Annotated in this window: 15 protein-coding genes; 11 read left to right on the top strand and 4 right to left on the bottom strand. The window is 68.8% G+C overall.

Features of this window, described 5'->3' with window-relative positions; all coding sequences use genetic code 11:
• Positions 1-11 precede the first annotated feature (11 nt).
• Positions 12-575 carry a GtrA family protein gene (locus tag ACFXMV_RS17975; protein WP_378500903.1) on the bottom strand — a complete coding sequence of 188 codons (564 nt, stop codon included), beginning with the start codon at positions 573-575 and terminating at the stop codon, positions 12-14.
• Positions 576-646: 71 nt separating this feature from the next.
• Between ACFXMV_RS17975 and ACFXMV_RS17980 the strand changes: the two genes are divergently transcribed.
• The 7 genes from ACFXMV_RS17980 to ACFXMV_RS18010 all read left to right on the top strand — a co-directional run bounded on the left by ACFXMV_RS17980 (position 647) and on the right by ACFXMV_RS18010 (position 7,651).
• Positions 647-1,927 carry a 5-(carboxyamino)imidazole ribonucleotide synthase gene (locus ACFXMV_RS17980; RefSeq protein WP_378500902.1) on the top strand — a complete coding sequence of 427 codons (1,281 nt, stop codon included), beginning with the start codon at positions 647-649 and terminating at the stop codon, positions 1,925-1,927.
• Positions 1,911-2,429, top strand: a complete 519-nt coding sequence (gene purE / locus ACFXMV_RS17985; protein WP_378500901.1) for a 5-(carboxyamino)imidazole ribonucleotide mutase — start codon at positions 1,911-1,913, stop codon at positions 2,427-2,429. Before ACFXMV_RS17980 ends, purE begins: the two co-directional genes overlap by 17 nt.
• Before the next feature lie 100 nt (positions 2,430-2,529).
• Complete coding sequence (locus tag ACFXMV_RS17990) at positions 2,530-3,624, top strand: hypothetical protein (RefSeq protein WP_378500900.1); 1,095 nt, start codon at positions 2,530-2,532, stop codon at positions 3,622-3,624.
• A gap of 83 nt (positions 3,625-3,707) precedes the next feature.
• Positions 3,708-4,406, top strand: a complete 699-nt coding sequence (locus ACFXMV_RS17995; RefSeq protein WP_378500899.1) for a TetR family transcriptional regulator — start codon at positions 3,708-3,710, stop codon at positions 4,404-4,406.
• 123 nt (positions 4,407-4,529) lie between these two features.
• Positions 4,530-5,690 (top strand): acyl-CoA dehydrogenase, encoded by a 1,161-nt coding sequence (locus tag ACFXMV_RS18000; protein WP_378500898.1) that lies wholly within the window; start codon positions 4,530-4,532, stop codon positions 5,688-5,690.
• Between the two features lie 67 nt (positions 5,691-5,757).
• Positions 5,758-6,948, top strand: coding sequence for a sensor histidine kinase (locus ACFXMV_RS18005; RefSeq protein ID WP_378499597.1), 1,191 nt, complete (start codon positions 5,758-5,760; stop codon positions 6,946-6,948).
• A gap of 1 nt (position 6,949) precedes the next feature.
• On the top strand, positions 6,950-7,651 hold the full coding sequence (locus tag ACFXMV_RS18010; RefSeq protein ID WP_378499596.1) for a response regulator: 702 nt from the start codon (positions 6,950-6,952) through the stop codon (positions 7,649-7,651).
• A gap of 23 nt (positions 7,652-7,674) precedes the next feature.
• On the opposite strand, the gene ACFXMV_RS18015 is transcribed toward ACFXMV_RS18010, so the two are convergent.
• Positions 7,675-8,523, bottom strand: coding sequence for a DUF559 domain-containing protein (locus ACFXMV_RS18015; protein WP_378499595.1), 849 nt, complete (start codon positions 8,521-8,523; stop codon positions 7,675-7,677).
• Between the two features lie 258 nt (positions 8,524-8,781).
• Between ACFXMV_RS18015 and ACFXMV_RS18020 the strand changes: the two genes are divergently transcribed.
• The 4 genes from ACFXMV_RS18020 to ACFXMV_RS18035 all read left to right on the top strand — a co-directional run bounded on the left by ACFXMV_RS18020 (position 8,782) and on the right by ACFXMV_RS18035 (position 13,197).
• Entirely contained in the window at positions 8,782-9,537 is a 756-nt protein-coding gene (locus ACFXMV_RS18020) for an ABC transporter ATP-binding protein (protein ID WP_378499594.1), read from the top strand.
• Entirely contained in the window at positions 9,531-11,972 is a 2,442-nt protein-coding gene (locus tag ACFXMV_RS18025) for an FtsX-like permease family protein (RefSeq protein ID WP_378499593.1), read from the top strand. Before ACFXMV_RS18020 ends, ACFXMV_RS18025 begins: the two co-directional genes overlap by 7 nt.
• Positions 11,973-12,232: 260 nt before the next feature.
• The gene (locus tag ACFXMV_RS18030) at positions 12,233-12,574 is read left to right on the top strand and encodes a hypothetical protein (RefSeq protein WP_378498704.1); all 342 of its coding nucleotides are present in this window, start codon (positions 12,233-12,235) and stop codon (positions 12,572-12,574) included.
• A 128-nt stretch (positions 12,575-12,702) separates the two neighbouring features.
• Positions 12,703-13,197: a pyridoxamine 5'-phosphate oxidase family protein gene (locus ACFXMV_RS18035; protein ID WP_378498701.1), complete on the top strand. Its 495-nt coding sequence runs from the start codon at positions 12,703-12,705 to the stop codon at positions 13,195-13,197.
• On the opposite strand, the gene ACFXMV_RS18040 is transcribed toward ACFXMV_RS18035, so the two are convergent.
• Entirely contained in the window at positions 13,181-13,906 is a 726-nt protein-coding gene (locus ACFXMV_RS18040) for a TIGR03089 family protein (RefSeq protein WP_378503116.1), read from the bottom strand. The genes ACFXMV_RS18035 and ACFXMV_RS18040 overlap by 17 nt on opposite strands.
• 17 nt (positions 13,907-13,923) lie before the next feature.
• Positions 13,924-15,357: an LCP family protein gene (locus ACFXMV_RS18045; RefSeq protein ID WP_378498703.1), complete on the bottom strand. Its 1,434-nt coding sequence runs from the start codon at positions 15,355-15,357 to the stop codon at positions 13,924-13,926.
• Between the last annotated feature and the right edge of the window lie 25 nt (positions 15,358-15,382).

Below are 15,382 nucleotides of genomic sequence, written 5' to 3' on the forward strand. Positions count from 1 at the left end.
CCTTCGGCGCCTCAGCTGTGGCCGAGCTCTTCCTCGGCGAGTTCCTCCGGCGTCGGATCGAAGTCGGTGGAGCCGCCTGCCGCGCCCCTGGCGTTCTCCTCGGGGAACGCGAACCGCCGCAGGGCCCAGAACCGGAAGACCATCTGCAGCAGGTTGCCGATGATGTAGTTGAGCACGAAGTCGACGAACAGCAGCGTGGTCAGGTTCTCCTGACTCTCGCGGATGTCGAAGACGTTGTTCGCGATCCACAGCGGCGCCGCGGCGATCAGCACGCCGACGCCGCTGATGGTGAAGAACAGCAGCGCCTCGTGATGGCGTTCGCGGCCGCCGCGGTTCTTGAAGGACCACTCGCGGTTGAGGATGTAGCTCAAGATCGTGGCCATCACGCCGGAGATGATCTTGGCGACGACGGGCTTCTGTTCGAGGATGGTCAGGCTCAGCGAGTAGAAGATCGCGAGGTCGAAGACCATGGTCGTGCCGCCGACGATCGCGAACTTGATCAGCTCGTGATGGCGGAGGACCACGTCCCGGAAGGGCTGGGGTACGCGGCTGACCGCCTGATCGACTAAAGACACAACGACTGAGTGTACGAAAGCGGACAGCGAACCGGCGAACTGACACTCCGATCGCAGGTTCGGACGCTGCCATGACACCATTGACTGCCGTGAGCGTCGATTCCGGATCCCAGCACCGCCCCAGCACCCCCCGCGGCCCGAAGGCCGGATTGCCGGTGGTCGCGATGATCGGCGGCGGGCAACTCGCCCGGATGACCCATCAGGCCGCGATCGAACTCGGGCAGAGCCTGCGAGTGCTCTCCGGCGGCCCCGACGAGCCCGCGGCGAAGGTGTGCGCGGACGTCGTGCTCGGCAGCCACACCGACCTGGACGCGCTCCGGGCGGTCGCCGTCGGTTCCAGCGCGCTGACCTTCGACCACGAACACGTGCCGACCGAGCACCTCGAGGTCCTCGTCGCGGAGGGCGTGAACGTCCAGCCGCCCCCGCGGGCGCTGATCTTCGCGCAGGACAAGCTGAAGATGCGGCGCAGGCTGGCCGAGCTCGGAGCCCCCGTGCCTGCCTTCGCGGAGGTCACCTGGCCGGGCGACGTCGTCCGCTTCGGGGACGAGCACAACTGGCAGGTCGTGATCAAGGCGGTCCGCGGTGGCTACGACGGGCGCGGCGTGTGGATGCCAGCCGACTCCGACGAGGCCGAGGCGATCGTCACCGAGCAGCTCGACATGGGCGTGGCCCTGATGGTCGAGCAGAAGGTGTCGATGCGGCGCGAGCTCTCCGCGATGGTCGCGCGGTCGTCGTTCGGGCAGGGTGCCACCTGGCCGGTGGTCGAGACGGTGCAGCGCGAAGGGCAGTGCGCCGTGGTGATCGCGCCCGCACCGGAGCTGTCCAATGCCCTCGCCATGCAGGCCGAGCAGTTGGCGCTGCGCATCTCCTCGGAGCTCGGCGCGGTCGGGTCGATGGCCGTGGAGCTGTTCGAGACCACCGACGGCCGGCTGGTGGTGAACGAGCTGGCGATGCGCCCGCACAACTCGGGGCACTGGACCCAGGACGGCGCGCGGACCTCGCAGTTCGAGCAGCACCTGCGGGCGGTTCTCGACTACCCGCTCGGCGACACCAGCCCGACGGCGCCGGTCACGGTGATGGCGAACGTGCTCGGCGCGGACGCCGTCCCGGAGATGAGCATGGACGAGCGCCTGCATCACCTGTTCGCCCGGATGCCCGACGTGAAGGTTCACCTCTACGACAAGGGTGAGCGTCCGGCGCGCAAGATCGGGCACGTCAACGTGGTCGGCGGCGCGCAGGGTTCGATCGCGGACGAGGCGTACGTGGCGGCGGTGCGCGAGCGCGCCGAGCGGGCGGCGCACTGGCTGTCGCACGGGGAATGGACCGACGGATGGGATGTACACGGTGAGTGATTCGAATGGGCCCGCAGTCGGCCTGATCATGGGCAGCGACTCGGACTGGCCGACGATGGAGGCGGCCGCGGAGGCCCTCGCCGAGTTCGGGATCCGGTTCGAGGTCGGAGTCGTCTCGGCGCACCGGACCCCACAGCGCATGCTCGATTACGCACGCGACGCCGCCGACCGCGGCATCAAGGTGATCATCGCTGGCGCGGGTGGGGCAGCGCACCTGCCCGGCATGGTCGCGTCGGCCACCCCGCTCCCGGTGATCGGGGTGCCGGTGCCGCTCAAGTACCTCGACGGAATGGACTCGTTGCTGTCGATCGTGCAGATGCCTGCCGGTGTGCCGGTCGCGACGGTGTCGATCGGTGGCGCGCGCAACGCCGGGCTGCTGGCGGCGCGGATCCTCGGCGCCTCGGACCCGGCGCTGCGCGCCGCGATGGCGAAGTTCCAGGCTGGGCTCGAGTCGATGGTGCTGGAGAAGGACGCGGCGCTGCGCGCGAAGTTGTTGGACTGAGGCAGGTTCGGTCAATCGGCTGACCGGGGCGCACCCACCGGGTTAGATTGCGTTGCCTGATTACGTTTGACGTTGCAACGAATCTCCCGGGAGTGTCCTCATGCCTGCGCCGCTTGACGAATACCCGATCCACCAGACGCCGCTGTCGATGGCGCGGGTCGCCTCCAGTGACAAGAACTTCTACGACCGGTCCTACTTCAACGCGATCGACACCGAGGGCGAGCTGTTCCTGGTGAGCGGGTTCGGTGTGTACCCGAACCTCGGCGTCACCGACGCGTTCGCCACCGTCCGCAAGGGTGATCGGCAGTGGGCGGTCAAGTTCTCCGATGCGCTCGAGCAGCGGTCGATGAACCTTGCGGTCGGCGGCTATCGGATCGAGGTGCTCGAGCCGCTGCGCAGGCTGCGGATGGTCTGCGAGGGCGACGGCGAGGGCGGCCTCGGGTTCGACCTCGCCTGGGAGGGCTCCGGTCCCGCCGTCGAGGAGCAGCCGCACCTGCTGATGAGCAAGTTCCGGCCGACCCTGGACGCGTGTCGCTTCGCGCAGACCGGCACGTGGAGCGGCGTGCTGGCGGTCGACGGTGAGGACGTCGTGGTCAGTCCGGATCGGTGGATCGGCACGCGGGACCGGTCCTGGGGTATCCGCCCGGTCGGCGACGGGGACCCCGCCGGTCGGCTCGCCGACGAGCCGTCCGAGGGCTTCTGGTGGATGTACGTGCCGCTGCGATTCGAGGAGTTCTCGATCATCGTGATCCTCCAGGAGAATCCCGACGGCTTCCGCACGCTCAACGATGCGACCCGAGTGTGGAACGACGGTCGGATCGAGCAGCTCGGCTGGCCGCGCTACGACATCAAGTACCACTCCGGGACCCGTCGGCCGTTCGCGGCCACGCTGCATCTGACGGCCGCCGACGGCAGCCCGCTGACCGTCGAGGTCACCCCGCGCAACGGTCTCGCGCTGCACGTCGGCGCGGGCTATGGCGGCGACCCGGAGTGGACGCACGGGCAGTGGCGGGGTCGCAACTGGAGCTCGCGATCGGTCTACGACCTCACCGATCCGGCGATCGCGGCACGAATTCCCTACGGCGTCAACGAGTATCCGGCCAGCGTCACCTGCAACGGGGTGCCGGGGGCCGGCATGTTCGAGCACGCGAGCATGGGCAGGCACGATCCGACCGGCTTCGCGGACTGGTCCTAGGCGGCTTCGCCGCCTGTGAGTACTTCTGGCCCTCGTGCGGGCCAGAAGTACTCACAGGTGCGTAGCGCCTTTACGCTGTGCTCATGCCCGACGACACAGACCGGTTCCGGCTCCAGGTGGTGTCGGAGGCGCTGCGGCTGTTCGCCGAGAAGGGCTACGAGGCGACCAGCGTCGACGAGATAGCCGAGGCGGCGGGCATCTCACGGCGGACCTTCTTCCGGCAGTTCCGGTCGAAGGAAGACGTGGTGTTCGCCGACCACGAGATCCTGCTGGATCAGGCGCAGGAGTACCTCGCCGCCGAGCATGACGATCCGTGGGATGCGGTCTGTCACGCGGCCATGCTGGTGTTCGAGCGGTTCTCGCACTGGCGCGACATCGCGCAGCGGCGATATGCGGTGGTGCACGAGGTGCCCACGCTGCGGGATCGGGAGATCGTGACCGGGTTCCGGTACGAGCGATTGTTCGTCGACTATCTGCGCCGCGCGCTGCCCGACGAGCCGGATCTGTCGATGGTGCAGTTCTCCGCGTCGGTGACCGCCACGCACAACTACCTGCTGCGGCGGATGGTGCGCGACGGCGCCGAGACCACCTCCCAGGATCTGCGCGCGGCGTTGGCCGACATCCGGAGGGGCGTCGGTCACGGCGGCGAGCCGCCCGTCGGTCACGGCGGCGAGGCGGCCACCGACACGGACGGCGAGATGGTGGTGGCGGTGTTCCCGCGTGGCACCTCGCCGCGCCTGGTGGCCGAGCTGCTCCGGCGCAGGCTCGAGGGGGAGAACTAGGTCGTGGCACTCGGTGCCGCGACGTGGCACGTCGTACCCCGGCGTGGGTCGGATGCGTGCGGTATGATGACCCGTGAATGGCACTGAGTGCCGCGCCCCGAGACTTTCACGAGGAGCATCCAGATGGCTGGCAACCCCGACTTCGACCTGTTCAAGCTCGCTGACGAGCACGACGAGCTGCGAGCCGCGATCCGCGCACTGTCGGAGAAGGAGATCGCGCCGTACGCGAAGGACGTCGACGAGAACTCCCGGTTCCCCGAGGAGGCGCTCAAGGCGCTCGTCAACTCCGGCTTCAACGCCATCCACGTCCCCGAGGCATACGACGGCCAGGGCGCCGATTCCGTGGCCACCTGCATCGTGATCGAGGAGGTGGCCCGCGTCTGCGGTTCGTCCTCGCTGATCCCCGCCGTGAACAAGCTCGGCACCATGGGCCTGATCCTGAACGGCTCGGAGGAGCTCAAGCAGCAGGTGCTCCCGTCGCTCGCCGCAGGCGAGGCGATGGCCTCCTACGCGCTGTCCGAGCGGGAGGCGGGCTCCGACGCCGCCAGCATGCGCACCCGCGCCAAGGCGGACGGCGACGACTGGATCCTCAACGGGTCCAAGTGCTGGATCACCAACGGCGGCAAGTCGACCTGGTACACCGTCATGGCCGTGACGGATCCCGACAAGGGCGCCAACGGCATCTCCTCCTTCATGGTCCACAAGGACGACGAGGGCTTCGTCGTCGGACCGAAGGAGAAGAAGCTCGGCATCAAGGGCTCGCCCACCGCGGAGCTGTACTTCGAGAACTGCCGCATCCCCGGTGACCGCATCATCGGTGCGCCCGGCACCGGCTTCAAGACCGCGCTGCAGACGCTGGACCACACCCGTCCGACCATCGGCGCGCAGGCCGTCGGACTGGCGCAGGGCGCGCTCGACGCCGCCCTCGCGTACACCAAGGACCGCAAGCAGTTCGGCAAGTCGATCGCCGACTTCCAGGCCGTGCAGTTCATGCTCGCGGACATGGCGATGAAGGTCGAGGCCGCTCGACTGATGGTCTACACCTCGGCGGCCCGCGCCGAGCGTGGCGAGAAGAACCTCGGGTTCATCTCCGCCGCAGCCAAGTGCTTCGCCTCCGACGTCGCGATGGAGGTGACCACCGACGCCGTACAGCTGTTCGGCGGCGCCGGCTACACCACCGACTTCCCGGTCGAGCGGATGATGCGCGATGCCAAGATCACCCAGATCTACGAGGGCACCAACCAGATTCAGCGCGTCGTGATGTCGCGCGCGCTGCTCAAGTGAGCTGACGGGTAAGAGTCCCTGTGGCCGGTGAGCGAGCTCACCGGCCACAGGTGTCTACGCTGGATCCATGTCCCGATTCCCGCTGAGCGAGCGCTGGTACCAGTGGAGCGCCGAGCACGTCGTCGGGATCGACCGCACCATCGCCGGGCTCCTCGCGCTCCTCGGTGTGGCGGCGTCGGTCGGCGTCGGGTGGGACGACGTGGTGATAGCCCTGGGCCTCACGGTGCCATTGGCCTGGCGTCGCATCCGGCCGGTCGCGGCCGCGGCGGTGGTCGCGCTCTTCTCGGTGGCGTATCTGATCATCACGAGTGATCAGACCAATCTCGTCCTGCCCGGCATCTGCGTTCCGATCGCGCTGTACGCGCTCGCGGCATACGGGCCGAGGTGGGCGAGCGGATGGGGCCTGGCCTCGGCCATCGTGGGTGTGACCGTGGCCGGCTTCCGGTATTTCGGCGGCGAGCAGTCCACGTGGCAGGCGCATGCGTTCCTGATCGCGTTCCTGATCGTGTATGTCGCTGCGGTGTGGGCGTTCGGCGACCTGCGCCGGGTGCGCAACCAGGAGGTCGAGGGGCTGACCGAGCGGGCGCGACTGCTCGAGCTCGAACGCGCGCAGGAGGCGGAGATCGCCGCGATCAATGAACGCACCCGGATCGCGCGGGAGATGCACGACATCGTCGCGCACTCGCTGACGGTCGTGATCGCGCAGGCGGACGGGGGCCGCTACAGCGCCAAGTCCGACCCCGAGGCCGCGATCAGCGCGCTGGAGACCATTTCTCAGACCGGAAGGCAGGCGCTGACGGACATGCGCGCGCTGCTGTCCGTGTTGCGCGAGGACCGCCCGCGTGAGTACTCCTCCACCCCAGGGGTTTCCGATATCGACTCGCTGATCGAGGAGGTCGGCAGGGGTGGACTGGAGGTGCAGCATACGGCCGAGGGCGCGCGTCGCGCGTTGTCCACCGGCGCCGAGCTCACGGCCTACCGGATCGTGCAGGAATCGCTGACCAACGTGCTCAAGCATGCGGGTCCTGCGGCCAGGGTGCAGGTCACCGAGCGCTGGACCGATGATGTGCTCGAGCTGACGGTGGTCGACGACGGCAGGGGAGCGGCCGGTGCGCTGATCGAGCCCACGGCCGGCGGACAGGGCGTGCTCGGGATGCGCGAACGGGCTGAGTTGTACGGCGGGAGTTTCGAAGCGGGGCCCTCGGTCGGCGGCGGCTACCGGGTGCACACAGCGTTGCCATATTCGAGAGGGGCATGACATGTCCGATCCCGCACCGGGTCCGATCAGGATCGCGATCGTGGACGATCAGCAGCTGGTCCGGGCCGGCTTCCGGATGGTGATCGACTCTCAGCCCGACCTGAGCGTCGAGGTGGAGGCCTCGGACGGCGAGCAGGCGCTGCGTGAGCTCGCCCGCACCCCGGTCGACGTGGTCCTGATGGATGTGCAGATGCCGAACCTGGACGGGATCGAGGCCACCCGACGCCTGACGGCACTCGAGCACTCGCCAAAGGTGGTCGTACTGACCACCTTCGACAACGACGAGTACGTGGTCGCCGCGATCTCCGCGGGCGCCAGCGGATTCCTGCTCAAGGACGCGCAGCCCGAGGATCTGCTCGCCGCGCTGCGGACCGTGTACCGCGGTGACGCGGTGATCGCCGCCCGGTCCACTCGGCGGCTGCTCCAGCATGTGGGTCCGATGCTGGCAGGGGCGTCCACCGCCGTGCGGCCCCGGCTGCCCGACGACCTGACTCCCCGGGAGTCGGAGGTACTCGAGGCGATGGCGCACGGATTGTCGAACACCGAGATCGCGGAGAAGTTCTTCGTGTCCGAGGCGACGGTGAAGACGCACGTGGGACGGGTGCTGGCGAAGACCGGGTCCCGGGACCGCGTGCAGGCGGTGGTGTTCGCGTATCAGACCGGTCTGGTGCAGCCGGAGGACCTGCTGCGACGACCGGACTGACCTCACCACTCTTAACCCGGAGATCACCTCCTCGCGCGTCGACGCCTCCGCACAACCCGGACCGCCTCGTCCGCGACTTCGTCCAGGTGCCGGTACACGTCGTACGCGGCATACCGCAAGACGAGCCAATCATCGAGAAGGAGCCAGTTCTGGCGCCTTCGATCCTTGCGGAACACCTCGGGTTCGCTGTGAAACTCGCGGCCGTCGATCTCGACAATCGTGCGAGAGCGCTCGTCGACGAAGTCGCAAAAGTACGCGCCGACGGGGTGGTTGGGTTCCAGCTTGCAGCGGCGGGCGGCCAACGCGCGGCCGAACATTCGCTCCGGTTCGGAAGCTGCCCAGCCGGCGGCGGCGTACAGCTGCCTGCGCTGCTCTCGAACGCCGACGCGGCCGTCGTCCTGCTCGCACATCAGTTGCAGCTTTCTGGGGTTCACCGAGGTCCGGATGTGCGCATCGACCAGGGCATCTGCCTCGCGCGGGGGCAACACCACCACCGAATCCAGCATGGCGCGTTCGGGATCCACCGTCGGCATGGCCCACGCCGTGGTGACATTCTCTGCCGAGACCGCTCGTCGGTAGAGCCGGAGCCAACTCGGCGGCCGGACGCTGACGGGGGAGGGCACGGACGCCTCGATGGTGGTGGGGGCCGGAAGCATGTTCCAGATCCAGGCCGCTGTGCGGTGGCTCAGCACCGCAGTGGGCTGCCACAGAAGGACCGCCGAACAAAGTGCGTGCGGGGTGGTTTCGGTGATGCAGTAGATCCCCGGCAGCAGGCGCGTGTAGCGGCCACTGCGGCATCGGTCGTGGATGGTGCTACTGGCGACGCCTGCATCGAGCAGTTCGTCTCGGGTCCGTACTCCGAAGGGATTCATGGTGTGACCTTCGCGCCTCGGTCGGATGTCGAAGGGTGGCGCCCTGGGCCGATGCGCGCGCCTGTGGATGAATTCCGGGGTGTGGATAAGCCGGACTGAGCTCACACTTCGTTGCGGAATTGGCAGCTTTCGCGCATCAAGGCGACAAAGTGTGAGGATTCTCCGGCCCCGCGTCCTACCCCGGTATGACGCCGCCGCACCGAGAATCCGACCCCACGCCGACGCGCCCGGACGGCAGTCGTTCGTAGCGTCGAATCCATGAACGCACCCACCATCACACGTACCGCCGCCGTCCGTGCGGTCGGCCTGAGCAAGAGCTACGGCGAGGGAGAGGCGGCCGTGCACGCCCTCGACGGTGTGCACACCGAGTTCGCGGGCTCCGCCTTCACCGCGATCATGGGGCCGTCGGGCTCCGGCAAGTCCACCCTCATACACTGCCTTGCGGGGCTCGACACGGCGAGCTCCGGCCGGGTGTACCTCGGGGAGACCGAGCTGACCGGGCTGACCGATCGGGAGCTGACCGAATTGCGTCGCTACCGAATCGGATTCGTGTTCCAGTCCTTCAACCTCCTGCCGGTGCTCACGGCGGAGGAGAACATGCTGCTTCCCATGCGGTTGGGCGGGGTGGACCCCGACCCTGCATGGTGGTCGGAGGTGGTGGGGCGGCTCGGGCTGGGCGAGCGGTTGGCCCACCTTCCGCACGAGCTGTCCGGAGGCCAGCAGCAGCGTGTCGCGGTCGCGCGGGCGCTGCTGCCCCGACCGGACGTCATCTTCGCCGACGAGCCGACGGGCAACCTCGACTCGCGATCGGGCACAGAGGTTCTCGGGCTGCTGCGGTCGAGCGTCCGGGAGTTCGGCCAGACGGTGGTGATGGTCACCCACGACCCGGTGGCGGCGTCCTACTCGGACCGTGTGGTGCTGATCGCGGACGGGCGGATCGCAGGCGAGATCGACAGCCCGACCACCGATTCGGTGATCGAGACGATGCGCGAGCTCGGGGCCCGCACATGCTGAGGCTGACCATCGCCCAGGCCCGCGCGCATTTCGGGCGGTACCTCGCCGCGATGCTCGCGGTGCTGATCGCGGTGGCCTTCGTCGTCGCGACCCTGGTGTTGAGTTCGACGGCCACCGCAGGCGTCACCAATTCACTTGCCGGACAGTACCGGAGCACCGACCTCGTGGTCACCGGCCTCGGGGACGGCGCGCAGGCCCAGCGGGCGGCGGAGGCGGTCCACTCGGTGCCCGGCGTGCGGGCGGTGACCATTGACGTCAGTACTCCGGTGAAGGTGACGGGGGCAGGAGAGGGGAAGTCGTTCGGTACGGCCACCTCGTTGGCCGCGGACGCGGGCCTGCGCTGGCAGAATTTGTCCGACGGCCGCTTCCCGAGTGCCGCGGGGGAGATCGCGGTCGGCTCGAATGCCGACCTGCCCATCGGAACCCGCGTCTCGGTGACGGCGCAGGGCGAATCCGCCGGCTCGGATGTGGCCCAGGCCACTGTCGTCGGCGAGGTGGACCTCGACGGCACCGCGCAGCGGATGGAGGGCATCTCCGTCTATGCGGCGGCGGCGGATATCGAGGCGTGGACCGCGGGACAGGCCGGCCGTGAGTTGCGCGTCGCGGGCGGAGACGAGGCGACCGTCGCCGCGGCACTGCCGCCCGGCGTCACGGTGACGACCGGTGCCGAGCGGTCCGCGGAGGTCTCCGCGACCTTCCTCGGCAGCAGCGACATGCTGCGCAACGTCCTGCTGGCGTTCGGTGCGCTCGCCGTGGTGGTCTCCGGTCTGGTCATCGCGAATACGTTCGCGGTGCTGCTGGCCGCTCGAACCCAGGAGTTGGCCTTGCTCCGCTGCGTCGGCGCGACCAGCGATCAGATTCGCCGCAGCGTGCGCATCGAATCGCTGGTGGTGGGTCTGGTGGCCTCGGCGGCGGGTCTTGCGGCGGGGGTGGTCATGGCGTGGACCGTCACCAAAGTCGCAGGCGCACTCGATGTTCCCGTTCCGCTGGACCATCTCTCCGTTCCGCCCACCGCGCTCGCGGTCGGCCTGCTGGTCGGTGTGGTCGTGACCTATCTGGCGGCGGTCGCGCCTGCCCGTGCGGCCACCGGCGTGTCGCCACTGGCCGCCCTGACACCCGCCGAGGCCAAGCCCGAACCCGTGCGGACGTCACGGTTGCGGCGGCTCGGGGGCGTGGCTGGGCTGCTCGGCGGCACCGCGGTGCTGACCGGCGGGGTGCTCGGGAAGCAGGTGCTGGTGGCTGCCGCGGGTGCGCTGCTCTGTTTTGTCGCGGTGGTGCTGTTGTGCCGGTACATCGTTCCGGCGACGGTGGCCGCGTGCGGCAGGGCGCTGGGGCGGGTGTCGGGCCCGTTGGGGCAGTTGGCGGCGGGGAACGCCGGACGTAATCCTCGTCGCACCACGGCCACCGCGACCGCGCTGCTGATCGGCGTCACCGTGACCGCGACGATGATCGTCGGGATCGCGACCGTCAAGGCCAGCGCCCCCCGCGCGCTGGACGAGCAGTTCCCCGTCGACGTCACGGTGAGCGGGTCCGGGTTGCCGGCAGGCCTGGGTGGCCGGCTCGACGGGGTGGACGGGGTCACCGCGGTCGCGGGGCTCTCACGGGGTGACGTCAGCACCTCGTCGGGTCGAGAGCTTGCGGTTTCCGGGGTCGACCAGGACGAGGTGGCGGCGGCGTTGCGCGTGTCGATCGCGCTACCGAAGCCCGGCCAGATCGCGCTGTCGCCAGACCTACTCGGGGAGCTGGGTGCGCGCCAAGGGGAACCGTTCGAGGTCCGCGGCGACGGCGCCGTCCGGACCCTGACGGTGGTGTCCGGCGTGGAAGGACAACCGTCCCTGATGGCACGCGAGGATCTGGCGGCGATGTCGCCGAGCACCACGGTGGAGTCGCTGTGGATCCGGCTCGCGGACGGTCTTTCCGACGACCAGATCGCCGCCGCGCAGAGAGACGTCGCGGACCTTGCCACCGACGTCGTTCCGACAGCGGAGATCGGTGGTGCCGTTTCCATGCGCGCCGCCCTGAGTTCGGTGCTCGACACGATGCTGATGATCGTGGTGGGCCTGCTGTCGGTGGCGATCCTGATCGCGGTGATCGGGGTCGGCAACACGATGGCACTGTCGGTGATCGAACGGCGGCGCGAGAGTGGGCTGCTGCGTGCGATCGGTGTCACCCGGGCGGGACTGCGGTCGCTGCTGATCCAGGAGGCGGTGCTGGTCTCGGTGGTCGCGTCGGTGCTCGGCGTCGTGCTCGGACTGGTCTTCGGGTTGGCGGGCACGGCTTCGGTGTTCGGCGTCGAAGACCTGGTGTTGCCGTCGCTGCCCTGGCTGCAATTGGCGGCGACCGTTCTGATCGGCGGGATCGCCGGCGTCATTGCGGCGCTGCTCCCGGCCAGGACCGCGGCGAAGGCGTCCCCGGTGCAGGCCATGGCGGCCTAGGGCGTGTCTCCCAATCCCCATTTCGGCGCCCCTGACGTCCAATCGCCGCCCTGCGGCGTTGTCGTCGTCGCCGATACAACAGCGGTATCGGCTCCTCCTCCGCCTTGCCGGACGACGATTGTCTCGTCAGGTGCATCCGAGAGGGATTAGGAGACACGCCCTAGCCTGGACGGGTGCCCGCTGCTCTCCGCTCACTGCGACGCGAGGCCCGGATCGGTCGACTTCGACTGGTCCGGGCCTCGCGGGGCAGCGCGGGGGCGATGGTGGCGACGGTGGCTGCGTTGGTCTACGCGGCGGCGCTGCGCGCCCGGATCAGCTTCGACGAGGAGTTCGACCTGTTCGTCTGCGCCGGAATGCGTTTCGGTTTCGCGAGGGGTGGGACCACCATCGGTGGGGTCTACCTCACCCGCAGGAACACCGGTACCGCAACACTGCGTCACGAGGCGGTCCACGCCGAGCAGTGGGCCCGGCACGGCCTGGGATTCGCCGTCCGGTACCTCATCGAGGAGATCCGGCATCCGATGCACCGCAACCGGTTCGAGATCGAGGCCGGGCTGGTCGACGGGGGTTACGGCCGCCAACCCAAGGGGCGGTCGACCTAGGGCATGGTCCTCGCCGGTTCCCGCGCGGTAACTCGGTGTCGCCGAAGTGCCGTCTTCCCATTCTCGCGCGACCGTCGCATGCTGGCATCGGTTACGAAAAGGAACTAGGGCGGGAGCTGGTTGTGAAGGTGACGTCGTTCGCTGAGCTCGAGGAAGAATTCGCCGCGTTCGTCGGGTCCATCGTCTACGCGACGATGGTCACGGTGGACCGCAAAGGTCGGCCGAGGACGCGGGTGCTCATCCCGGTCTGGGAGGTCGTCGACGGCCGTCCGGTCGGCTGGTTGGCCACGTACAGGACTCCGGTCAAGGCGGCGCACATCGCCGGGAACCCGCACACGAACTTCTCTTACTGGGCGCCCGGCAACAATTCCGTCGCGGTCGACACGGTCGCGGAATGGGTCGAGGACCCTGCCACCAGACGCCACGTGTGGGACCTCTATCGCAAGACCAGTCCGCGCGGGGCAGGATACGACCTCGGCAACTTCTGGCGGTCTCCCGACGATCCGACGCTGCACGTCCTGAGGCTGGATCCGTGGCGGATCCAGGTGATCCGGGGACGGGACCTGCGCGGCCGGATCTGGACGCCCAGTCACGCCACGGATCGACTCAGCGTCGCACCGTGATCTTCTCGGTGGCCACCCGGCGGGCCATCGCGTCGTCGCTGGGGTTGGCGACCTGGACCAGCGAGGCACCCACACCCAGGACGGCGATCATGCCGTCGATCAGTTCCGTCGCGGTGTCCCAGCCGGAACTCGAGAGCACGCGATCCGCGCGGGCGATGGACTGGGCAGCGGCGGAGTCCGTTGCCGCCGTGAGCACCTCGGCGATCGACAACCCGTCGAGCGCCGACCGGGCTCCACCGTCGGGCCGGAACTGGTCGCCGTGCACCCGCACCGAGGTGGCGTAGTCGGTGACCCCGACAGGCAGCCCCTCCGCGGGGCGACCGAACGCGTCCAGCGAGAGCACCGCGACCTCCGGCACATCCTCGACCTCGGCGAGTCGGTCCGCCGAGACCATCGCGAGTTCCGCGTCGTCGTCGGGGGAGAGGAGCACCTCGGCGCCCGCCCACCAGCAGCCGAGCAGCACGGCCGCGCTCTGCCAGTGCGCGGGTAGCAGCACGCAGATCCGGGCGCCAGGCAGCAGACCGAACTCGTCGCGAATCAGGTTGGCGGTCTTGGCGGCCCAGTTGGCGAGGGTGAGCGCGGACAGTTCGATCCGCTCACCGCTGGCGTCGTCGTAGTAGGTGATGCGCGGGCCTGCCGGGTCCTGCTGCAGGATCGGATCGAGGAGGGCCGCAGTCAGGTTGGTCACGGACGTGTTGGGGTCGGGCACTTCCGCCGCCGTTCTCGCTAGTTGACGCACCGGGGACCCTTGGTCCCGGCGTCGATTGCCGGGCCTGGGGGTGCGGGGGTGGGGCTGGTGCCCATGTCGACGATATCCGAGGTCGGTGCCGCGGCGGAGTCGGAACCGGGACCGGTGTAGTCGGCGGCGATGAGAACTTTGACGGCGCCCGTGGAGAGCGAGTCGTCGGCGACGATCTGCAGGCCACCGAGCGCGGCCGCGACGGCCTTCGCCGCGTCGGAATCGGTGTCGGCTGCGAGGACACGGCTCGTGCTCACCGTGGTTCCGGTGTTGTTGCCGACGACACCCTGCGCGTAACCCTGCGCGGTCAGTGCCTCGGACACCCGGGACGCCAGCCCGCCGATCCCACTGTCGTTGGACACGTCCACGGTGACCTTCGAGGTGTCGATCGACGGCGGTTCGGCGCTGTCTGTGGTGTCGACCTCGCTATCGCCCACCAGTCCGGCTACGAACGTGCGGACGGCCTTCGGATCGACCTGCACGATCGATTCGCCGTAGTCGGTCATCGCGTTGAGATCGACCACCGGGATGGTCTGGAACTTGACCTCGCCGCCAGCCAGCCCCTGCAGTTGGCGAGCGAAATCGATGATGTCCCAATCCTCGTCGAGGACGACCGAACGCTGCACCGCCGAGCTCAGCTGTGCGAGCTTGCCCGGATTGCTCAGCGTCTTGGCACCCAGGACCTCGTGAACCAGCGACGCCATGAACACCTGCTGGCGCACGATGCGGTCGAGGTCGCCGCGCGGCAGGTCGTGCCGCTGCCGGACGAACGACAGTGCGTTCGATCCGGTGAGGGTCTGTTCGCCCGCAGGGAATTTCGCGCCGGACATCCACTCGTCGACCGGGTTGTTCAGGCACACGTTGACGCCGCCCACCGCGTCGGTGAGCAGCACGAAGCCCAGCAGCCCGACCTCGGCGTAGTGGTCGACGGTGATGCCGGTGAGATTGGCAACCGACTTGATCAACGCCTCACGGCCGGCCTGGGTGGCGCCCGTGTCGGCGGCGTCCTCGGACTCGCCCTCGTCGATCAACCGCTGTCGTTCGGTGGCCCTGGTGGCGCCGAAGGCCGCGTTGATCTTCGAACGGCCGATGCCGGGGACCTCGACGTAGGAATCGCGTGGGATCGAGACGGCGGTCGCCGAGCTGCCGTCGGTCGGCACTCGGATCAGCACGATGGTGTCGGTGTTGTCGGCCTCGGCCTCGCCTGCCCTGAGTGAGGCGAGTTCGTCGGCAGAGAGCGGATTGCCGTGCGCGTCGGTACGACTGTCGGTACCGACCATGAGGATGTCGACCGCGCCGTCCTTGCCGCCGTCGCCAAGCGCCAACCGGGCGGTCGCGAGATTCGACGCGAGCGCATCGACACTGCGCCACGCGAATCCGGTGATCAGAAGTACCAGGACGGAGGCGGCGGCGACGGCGATCTGGACCCGGCCGAAGGCGGGACGC

The sequence above is a fragment of the Rhodococcus sp. NPDC059179 genome (assembly GCF_042754885.1).
Lineage (GTDB): Bacteria > Actinomycetota > Actinomycetes > Mycobacteriales > Mycobacteriaceae > Rhodococcus_G.

Bases quoted from the DNA above. Each gene is read 5' to 3' on its own strand.
- ACFXMV_RS18020 (WP_378499594.1), top strand. From the start codon at position 8,782: ATGAACGCACCCACCATCACACGTACCGCCGCCGTCCGTGCGGTCGGC.
- ACFXMV_RS17980 (WP_378500902.1), top strand. From the start codon at position 647: ATGACACCATTGACTGCCGTGAGCGTCGATTCCGGATCCCAGCACCGC.
- ACFXMV_RS18025 (WP_378499593.1), top strand. From the start codon at position 9,531: ATGCTGAGGCTGACCATCGCCCAGGCCCGCGCGCATTTCGGGCGGTAC.
- ACFXMV_RS17990 (WP_378500900.1), top strand. From the start codon at position 2,530: ATGCCTGCGCCGCTTGACGAATACCCGATCCACCAGACGCCGCTGTCG.
- ACFXMV_RS18010 (WP_378499596.1), top strand. From the start codon at position 6,950: ATGTCCGATCCCGCACCGGGTCCGATCAGGATCGCGATCGTGGACGAT.
- purE (WP_378500901.1), top strand. From the start codon at position 1,911: ATGTACACGGTGAGTGATTCGAATGGGCCCGCAGTCGGCCTGATCATG.
- ACFXMV_RS18015 (WP_378499595.1), bottom strand. From the start codon at position 8,523: ATGAATCCCTTCGGAGTACGGACCCGAGACGAACTGCTCGATGCAGGC.
- ACFXMV_RS17995 (WP_378500899.1), top strand. From the start codon at position 3,708: ATGCCCGACGACACAGACCGGTTCCGGCTCCAGGTGGTGTCGGAGGCG.
- ACFXMV_RS18030 (WP_378498704.1), top strand. From the start codon at position 12,233: ATGGTGGCGACGGTGGCTGCGTTGGTCTACGCGGCGGCGCTGCGCGCC.
- ACFXMV_RS18005 (WP_378499597.1), top strand. From the start codon at position 5,758: ATGTCCCGATTCCCGCTGAGCGAGCGCTGGTACCAGTGGAGCGCCGAG.
- ACFXMV_RS18000 (WP_378500898.1), top strand. From the start codon at position 4,530: ATGGCTGGCAACCCCGACTTCGACCTGTTCAAGCTCGCTGACGAGCAC.